Raw genomic sequence first — 8,617 nt, 5'->3', positions numbered from 1 at the left:
AAAAGACAATTTCTATATTATTTCAATAGAAATTGTCTTTTTTCACTTATCCAGATACTTTATGTCCCGAACTCTTTCAGTCGCCATAGTTAATAAATTAAAAGAAATCAGATGGTTTAAAATGACTTAAATCTAAATCTTTAAAATTATTGAATTTTGGGTGAGTGATGGATTGTATAAGTTCACCATTTTTAGCTTCATTATAGTATTGGTTTGTTTCATTAATTAAATCATGATCTTGAACCGTTTTTACAAGACCTAAAATAATAAGGATGGTAATGATACCCTTTAGTATGCCTTTCATGTTATAACACTCCTTTATCTCTTTATATGAGTTATTTTTTAGATTAATTATATTATAAAGACTCTATGATAAAATTTCATGCATCTCTAGTACGGACTTTGTATCGTTCAAAAGTAGTAAGCATAGTTACTTTGTTTTAAAAAGTAAAGAAATGGGAACGGTTAAGTAAATGAAGAAGGAGTGAAGATGTATGAACTTATTAGATTTTCATAAAAAAATTAAAGATTATACACAAAAAAACCAACCAGGTTCTGAAAAAGATATGCATCCTAGACCGATTTCTGAAATGGAAGAATATAAAGCGGGCGGTAAATTAAAAGGAAAAGTCGCATTAATTACTGGTGGTGACTCTGGTATTGGGCGTTCAGTAGCTATTTTATATGCTAAAGAAGGTGCTGATGTAGCTATTGGTTATTATAATGAACATGAAGATGCTGAAGATACAGTTAATCGATTAAAAGAAATAGGCGTTAAAGCTAAAGCGTATTCTCATGATTTAAAAGATGCCGATCAATCCAAAAAACTCATTGAAGATGTTGTTAACGATTTTGGTGGTCTCAATATATTAGTAAATAATGGTGGCGTGCAATTTCCTAATGAAGACTTTTTAGATATTAAACCAGAACATTTCAATGAAACATTTAAAACAAATATTTTCGGTATGTTCTTTTTAACACAAGCGGCAGTACCTCATTTAAGTAAAGGGGACGCAATAGTTAATACAACAAGTGTAACTGCTTATCGTGGTTCTGGTCACCTTATTGACTATTCAGCAACTAAAGGTGCTATTGTATCGTTCACTCGTTCTATTGCAACTTCATTAATGGAAAAAGGAATACGTGTTAATGGCGTAGCACCGGGTCCAATTTATACGCCATTAATTCCATCAACATTTGATGAAGATAAGGTAGAAAATCAAGGTGGAGATACACCAATGGGTAGACGTGGTCAACCTGCAGAACTTGCACCAGCTTATGTGTTCTTAGCAAGCTATGCAGATAGTTCTTATATAACAGGTCAAATTATTCATGTTAATGGTGGCGACTATATTACTTCTTAATATTTAGTCATTAAGTAGATAAACAGGGTATTCTGTCTACGTATAGTGTAGATAGAATACTTTTTATATTATAGGAAGAAAAGAGGAGAGGACATGACTGAAAAAGAAAAAATGTTAGCACACGAATGGTATGATGCAAATTTTGATGAAGAATTACGAATGGAAAGACGACGTGCTAAAGACTTATGCTTTGATTATAATCATACACGACCTAGTGATATAGAAAAACGACAAGCTATTTTAAAAAAATTACTTGGTTATGAAGCAAAACATCTATCAATTAGCAGTCCGTTCGACACAGATTATGGATGGAATATAAAAATTGGAGAAAATGTGTTTATCAATAGTAATAGTTATTTAATGGATGGGGGTGGCATTACGATTGGCGATAATGTCTTTATAGGCCCCTCATGCGGATTATATACAGCGCATCATCCACTAAATTATCAAGATCGCAATGAAGGATGGGAATTGGCAAAACCAATTCATATAGGAAGTAATATTTGGTTTGGTGCAAGTGTAACAGTTACACCAGGCGTCTCTATTGGCGACGGTTCAGTCATTGCAGCTGGTAGTGTAGTAACACATGATATTCCCCCAAATAGTTTAGTTGCTGGGGTGCCAGCAAAAGTTGTAAGAACGATTGATCAAAGTTCAACAAAATATATGACCAATCATTTTGAATAGTACTGTCATCAACCTTTAAGAAATGAGGACAATGCTTAAAGGTCGATTTTTTTACTTACGACAATATTTGAATAAACTATTTAAACAATTGTTTTTTGTAAGCGGTTGCAAATGAAGGAGTAAGCATAGTAAAATGAAGTTAATGATAGAGAATATCATAATTAAGAAACAAAGGGTTAGAGAATGAATTTAAATACTTAAAAACATATAGGGGGTAGTGAAGTATGGTAGTACCTTTCAAAAATGAACCTGGTATTGATTTTTCTGTACAAGAAAATGTTGAAAGATTTCAAAAAACGTTAGAAAAAGTGAAAAATAGTTTAGGCCAAACGCTTCCCATCGTCATTGATGGTGAACATATCACTAAGGATGATACATTCGATTCAATTAATCCAGCGAATACATCTGAATTAGTAGCTAAAGTGTCAAAGGCTACAAAAGAAGATGTAGATAAGGCATTTGAATCTTCAAATAAAGCTTATGAAGCTTGGCGTAAATGGTCCCACAAAGATCGTGCTGAATTAATGTTGCGTGTCGCAGCAATAATTCGTCGTCGTAAAGAAGAAATTTCAGCAGTAATGGTATATGAAGCGGGTAAACCTTGGGATGAAGCAGTTGGAGATGCGGCTGAAGGTATTGACTTTATAGAATATTACGCTCGTTCAATGATGGATCTTGCAGATGGTAAACCAGTCTTAGATCGTGAAGGTGAACACAATCAATATTTCTATAAACCCATTGGGACAGGCGTAACCATTCCACCTTGGAACTTCCCATTTGCTATTATGGCAGGTACAACATTAGCACCAGTCATTGCAGGTAATACCGTGTTATTAAAACCTGCTGAAGACACAGTGCTTACTGCATTTAAACTGATTGAAATTTTAGAAGAAGCAGGTTTACCTAAAGGAGTCGTAAACTTTGTACCTGGTGATCCTAAAGAAATAGGTGATTACTTAGTAGATTCTGCGCATACACATTTTGTAACATTCACAGGATCTCGCGCAACAGGAACACGCATTTATGAGCGAAGTGCAGTAGTGCAAGAAGGTCAAACTTTCTTAAAACGTGTGATTGCTGAAATGGGCGGTAAAGACGCGATTGTAGTAGATGAAGGTGTAGATACAGACTTAGCTGCACAATCTATTGTGACATCAGCATTTGGCTTCTCAGGTCAAAAATGTTCAGCATGTTCACGTGCAATTGTGCATAGTGCTGTTTACGATGAAGTCTTGAAAAAAGCGATTGAATTAACAAAAGATTTAACAGTTGGGAATACGGTTGATAATACATTTATGGGGCCTGTTATTAATAAAAAACAATTCGATAAAATTAAAAAATATATTGAAATTGGTAGTAAAGAAGGAAAAATTGAAATTGGTGGAGAAGCAGATGATTCAACAGGTTACTTTATCCATCCAACAATCATTTCAGGATTAAAGTCTTCTGATCAAGTGATGCAAGAAGAAATCTTTGGCCCTGTGGTTGGCTTCACTAAATTCGATAACTTTGATGAAGCGATTGATATTGCAAACGATACAGATTATGGCTTAACAGGCGCGATCATTACAAACCATCGTGAACATTGGATTCAAGCTGTAAATGAATTTGATGTAGGTAACTTATATCTAAACCGTGGCTGTACTGCAGCTGTTGTAGGTTATCATCCATTTGGTGGTTTCAAAATGTCAGGTACAGACGCAAAAACAGGTAGTCCTGACTACTTATTAAACTTCTTAGAACAAAAAGTTGTATCAGAAATGTTCTAACATAACTAAATGGTATGTTGCTATGGAAAGTCGAATTCATTCGATTTTTCATAGCTTTTTTTATGGTTTTATAAAGAAAATAAATAGTCTAAACAATTCATCCAATAAATGTAAAATTTATTGGAAATTAGCAAATAAATAATTGTAAAAGTAAGTGAAAAAGGTTATCATTTAGATAATGAGAATGATTATTAATTACAAATAGAAAGTGTGAATAGAATGATAAACGTGAGTACTGCTTCAAAGGATAAAAAGTATATAGTTAAACAAATTGATATCCAAAATAAAAATATGCTATATCGTTTAGGCGCATTTGGTTTAAATGTTGGTAGCAAAATTAGTATTAAACAAAAGTGTTTGTTAAATGGACCAAGTGTCGTTGAAATTAATGGACAATGTGTAAGCATTCGCCAACATGATGCACGTTTAATCATGTTAGAGGAGTAAGCCTATGCACGAAAGCTTCTGTATATTAGGTAATCCAAATGTTGGGAAGACTTCATTGTTTAATGCGCTAACCGGTTCATATGAATATATTGGAAACTGGAGTGGCGTTACAGTTGAAAAGAAAGTTGGAAATTTAAAGAAAGATGCTGGCGATTTAATTGATTTACCAGGTATCTATGATTTGTCACCTATTTCTAAAGATGAAACAGTAGTCACAGATTATCTTATGACAAATACATTTACAGGTATAATTAACATTATTGATGCCAGTCAATTAAAGAGAAATCTTCAACTTACATTACAATTAATGGAATTAAATGAACCTATTATTATTGGATTAAACATGGTAGATGTGGCAACGCAAAGAGGTATTAAAATTAAATATGAAGGTCTAATGAGAAAATTAAAAGTACCTGTATTTCCAATTGTTGCTCGTAAAGGAAAAGGTACTGATGAATTGCTAAATGAATTGTCTTTTTTAAATCCGAAAGAAAGACGTAATTTTAAAATCAGTTATGGTAAAGAAACTGAAGAGGCGATTAAGCAAATAACTTCTATCATTCAAGCACACACAGAATATCCTTCAAAACGTTTACGCTTTATAGCAATTCAGTATTTACTAGACAATCCGGAAATTGAGCGCGAACTACCTTCAGTGATTTCCGAACAAATTGAACCAATTAAAGAGAATTTAAGTCATCACTTAGATGTATCAATACGACAACATATTGAAACGATTCGAAATCAATACATTGATCGTCTATTAAATGGTGTCGTTGAATATCCAAATGAGGAGCAGCAATTTTTAACTGAAAAACTCGATAAAATTATAATGAATAGATACTTAGGTATTCCGATATTTCTAATTATTATGTGGTTGATTTTTCAAACCACATTTACTTGGATAGGAACGCCACTATCAGATCAACTAGATGCTTTCTTTAGTGGACCACTCACAGACTGGTTAAAGGTAGGCATGCATTATTTACATGTAGTACCATTTCTACAAGATTTGATTACAGATGGTATTGTAGCAGGTGTAGGTTCAGTCTTGGTATTTGTGCCACAAATTATTGTATTATTCTTCTTCATTTCACTTCTAGAAGATTCAGGATATATGGCACGAATCGCAGTCTTAATGGATAGAACAATGGAATCAATAGGATTAAGTGGTAAGTCATTTATCCCAATGATTATTGGATTTGGTTGTAATGTACCTAGTATTATGGCAACGCGTAGTATTGAAAACGAAAAAGAAAGATTAATTACTATTTTAATTGCGCCATTCATGTCATGTTCGGCGAGATTACCAGTATATGCCATTTTTGTAGGAGTATTTTTTAAAAAGTATCAATCACTTGTAGTGTTAAGTTTATATGTATTAGGGATTGTAGTAGCATTAATAGTAAGTACATTGCTAAATAAATTTATTCTTAAAAGTGAGAATTCCGTATTTATTGTGGAATTACCTACGTATAGAGTTCCATCAATCAAAACGTTATGGAGAAGTACTTGGGAAAAAGCAAAAGGCTTCGTTAAAAAAGCAGGCACATTTATTTTTGGAGGCTCTGTAGTCATTTGGGCATTAAGTTACATTGGTCCACATGGAATAAATGTACATATTGATGAAAGCTTCATGCATAGTATTGGTCAATTCTTTGGACATCTGATTGCACCATTAGGATTTGGTAGTTGGCAAGCAGGAGCTACGTTAATTCCAGGATTCTTAGCCAAAGAAGTTATTGTGAGTTCCATGGCTATCCTGTACTCTTCTAGTGAAGGTGGGTTAGTGAATGTCATTCAACAACAGTTCACACCACTATCTGCATATGCCTTTATGATTTTTATATTATTATATGTTCCATGTATTTCAACTGTTGCAACAATTCGTAAAGAAACAACATCATGGAAATGGACATTAACAGCATTAATTTATCCAATATTTACAGCGTATGTATTAACATTTGCTTTTTATCAAATCACAAAATTATTTATATAAGGATGATGACGATGACTTTATTAATAAACGTAATAATTTTTGTTGCTATTTTTGGTTACGCTGCTTATACATTATATAAATTCTTTAATCGCTCTACTCAAGGAAAATGTGGTGGTTGTGATACAGATTGTAGTTGTGATATTAATGCATCTAGCCAATTAAACGAATTAAAATTAAACCACATAAAAAACAATAACTAATCGTAAATAAGCCCCGTAGAAATCCTTCTACGGGGTTTATTTATGCAAACGATATAACTATTGTTTAAACATTAATTAATCGTTTCAATATTAATTAGTTTATGAAAAGCGTCATCCATTTCTTCAGGTGTAAGTGTTGAGTCTTCATTTTTTTGCCACTCTAAAAAACCACCTATAATCGAACCAAAAACATAGAAAACTAAGCTTTTAGGAATAGTCTCGTCAATTGCTATGCGATCCACATTTTCATGAAAGTCATTTTTGATAATATTTATAAGAAACTGATTTCTAACTTTGTTGTATTCGTTATCTTCTTCTTGCATATGTTCGATTCTAGACAATGTTTCGTGATTTAATGAATTAGACAACATTTGAAACGGGTGATTAATACGTTCCTTAATATCAATTGCAAAGTAATCTTTCCCAGTGACTTCAAGTAAATAAACGAGTAGTTCATATTTATCATAAAAGTGTTTATAAAATGTAGTACGATGAATACCAGCATTTTTACAAATTTTATGAACAGTAATAGAAGAGAAGGGTTCTATTTCTAATAAAGCATATAAACTATTCGTTAACGCTTTTTTAGTCTTTATGACTCTTAAATCTTTATCATTCATGTCTTTCTCCCCTAACAGGTAAGCTATAAAATATATAGATACATAATATATGATTATAGAATAGAAATATCTATAAATAAATAGAGAATAACTAATAAATTGTAATTTAATAAAAGAAATTATCTTTTTGAAGTTAGAGTTAAATAATTTACAATATAGAAAAGTTTTAACTAGGATGAATAGGGTATATAAATTTTAAAGAAATTAATTATAATTATAAATGAAAATTAAAAAATTATAGAAAAATAGTATTCTTTATAAATTGATTCGATGATAATTCGGGAAAACATAAAAATACTCTATACTGGGGGATGATATAGTATGAAAGGTAGTAAAAGATTAAATCAAATTAAAGAAGATAATAAAAAGCAACTTAAAAAATTATTTAAGTATGACAAAGGTAATGCTTTATCATTTAATAAAAAAGATCGTGAAAAAGTTCAAGATAAATTTGGTGTATATGTTATTTTTGATAATAAAACACCAATATTTGTAGGACAAACTGGAGGATATTCAACTGGATATCAACCGATTACTAAAGACTTATTTAATAAAATGGGACAATATAACTTAAAATCTGGCGTAGGTACAACAAAATTTAAAAAGGGCTTAGCTCAACAAAAAGGTTTGAGCGAAGAAGATATTAAATCAATCACAGCTGAAGATTATGGATTAACATTTCAATATGTAAACGTTAAAGATGAGCCAGCGTTCATCAATGTGTTAGAAATTTTAGCATTAGAATATGCCAAAGATAAAGGCTATGAATTGTATAACTTTAATTAAGATGATAATGTATTAAAAAAGATTGAGTGGTATAGAGTTACACATGAATGTGTAATAGTTAAGTAAAGAGAGCGAGAAAATGAATTGAAATGAATTCATTCTCGCTTCTTTTTTTATTACAATAAAAAATAGGATGAGGAGGGAGCTATATGTCATATTCAATGCTTTATAAATCTCCAGTGGGTAATTTAGAAGTTGTTACAGACGGCGAAGTAGTTACTCAATTAGAATATTTATATCAGCACACGCATTTACGTTTTCCTACAAATAATGAATTATCTGTTTTTAAGAAAGTAAGGAAATGGCTTGATAACTATTTCTTAGGAAATAATCCAGAGATTGACTTTACTTTACAACCTCATGGCACACCTTTTCAACAAGAAGTATGGTCTTATCTTAGTACGATTCCATATGGTGAGCTGACTACTTACGGAACTATCGCAAAACATATCGGTCAATTAATGAATAAACCGAAGATGTCTGCACAAGCAGTAGGAGGAGCTGTAGGGAAAAATCCAATTTCTATCATCATTCCATGTCATCGCGTAGTAGGAAAAGATGGTAGTTTAACAGGATATGGTGGAACAATTGATAATAAGATTAAATTATTAGGAATTGAAAATATAGATATGGGCCAGCTATATAGACCTCGATATACAACTAAACCATAAAAAACATACTAAGATTAGCTGTGAAGAAATCTATGACGATAGATTTCTTCACAGCTATTTTTTATAGTTGTAGA

Annotated in this window: 10 protein-coding genes; 8 read left to right on the top strand and 2 right to left on the bottom strand. The window is 31.8% G+C overall.

What is annotated here, in order from left to right; genetic code table 11:
* Positions 1-97: 97 nt before the first annotated feature.
* Entirely contained in the window at positions 98-304 is a 207-nt protein-coding gene (gene cwrA / locus AC2FB1_RS10715) for a cell wall inhibition responsive protein CwrA (RefSeq protein WP_490675232.1), read from the bottom strand.
* Positions 305-494: 190 nt separating this feature from the next.
* On the opposite strand from cwrA, the gene AC2FB1_RS10710 reads away from it, so the two are divergent.
* The 6 genes from AC2FB1_RS10710 to AC2FB1_RS10685 all read left to right on the top strand — a co-directional run bounded on the left by AC2FB1_RS10710 (position 495) and on the right by AC2FB1_RS10685 (position 6,466).
* Positions 495-1,364, top strand: coding sequence for an SDR family oxidoreductase (locus tag AC2FB1_RS10710; RefSeq protein WP_490675231.1), 870 nt, complete (start codon positions 495-497; stop codon positions 1,362-1,364).
* A gap of 93 nt (positions 1,365-1,457) precedes the next feature.
* Entirely contained in the window at positions 1,458-2,051 is a 594-nt protein-coding gene (locus tag AC2FB1_RS10705; protein ID WP_490675230.1) for a sugar O-acetyltransferase, read from the top strand.
* Between the two features lie 224 nt (positions 2,052-2,275).
* The gene (pruA, locus tag AC2FB1_RS10700; RefSeq protein WP_490675229.1) at positions 2,276-3,820 is read left to right on the top strand and encodes an L-glutamate gamma-semialdehyde dehydrogenase; all 1,545 of its coding nucleotides are present in this window, start codon (positions 2,276-2,278) and stop codon (positions 3,818-3,820) included.
* A 219-nt stretch (positions 3,821-4,039) separates the two neighbouring features.
* Complete coding sequence (locus AC2FB1_RS10695; protein WP_490675227.1) at positions 4,040-4,267, top strand: FeoA family protein; 228 nt, start codon at positions 4,040-4,042, stop codon at positions 4,265-4,267.
* 4 nt (positions 4,268-4,271) lie between these two features.
* The gene (gene feoB, locus AC2FB1_RS10690; protein WP_490675226.1) at positions 4,272-6,266 is read left to right on the top strand and encodes a ferrous iron transport protein B; all 1,995 of its coding nucleotides are present in this window, start codon (positions 4,272-4,274) and stop codon (positions 6,264-6,266) included.
* An 11-nt stretch (positions 6,267-6,277) separates the two neighbouring features.
* The gene (locus tag AC2FB1_RS10685; protein ID WP_490675224.1) at positions 6,278-6,466 is read left to right on the top strand and encodes a FeoB-associated Cys-rich membrane protein; all 189 of its coding nucleotides are present in this window, start codon (positions 6,278-6,280) and stop codon (positions 6,464-6,466) included.
* A gap of 71 nt (positions 6,467-6,537) precedes the next feature.
* Here the strand turns inward: AC2FB1_RS10685 and AC2FB1_RS10680 are convergent, their stop codons facing one another.
* Positions 6,538-7,086 carry a TetR/AcrR family transcriptional regulator gene (locus AC2FB1_RS10680; RefSeq protein ID WP_490675223.1) on the bottom strand — a complete coding sequence of 183 codons (549 nt, stop codon included), beginning with the start codon at positions 7,084-7,086 and terminating at the stop codon, positions 6,538-6,540.
* 321 nt (positions 7,087-7,407) lie between these two features.
* Here AC2FB1_RS10680 and AC2FB1_RS10675 point away from each other — a divergent pair, with 321 nt between their 5' ends.
* Positions 7,408-7,872: a hypothetical protein gene (locus tag AC2FB1_RS10675; RefSeq protein WP_490675222.1), complete on the top strand. Its 465-nt coding sequence runs from the start codon at positions 7,408-7,410 to the stop codon at positions 7,870-7,872.
* Positions 7,873-8,021: 149 nt separating this feature from the next.
* Positions 8,022-8,543 carry a methylated-DNA--[protein]-cysteine S-methyltransferase gene (locus tag AC2FB1_RS10670; protein ID WP_490675220.1) on the top strand — a complete coding sequence of 174 codons (522 nt, stop codon included), beginning with the start codon at positions 8,022-8,024 and terminating at the stop codon, positions 8,541-8,543.
* Positions 8,544-8,617: the final 74 nt, after the last annotated feature.

The organism is Staphylococcus sp. CoH_129_LAB_1, from assembly GCF_058191515.1.
Note: the sequence above shows the minus strand (reverse complement) of the source record. Positions and strands in the feature narration are given on the sequence as shown.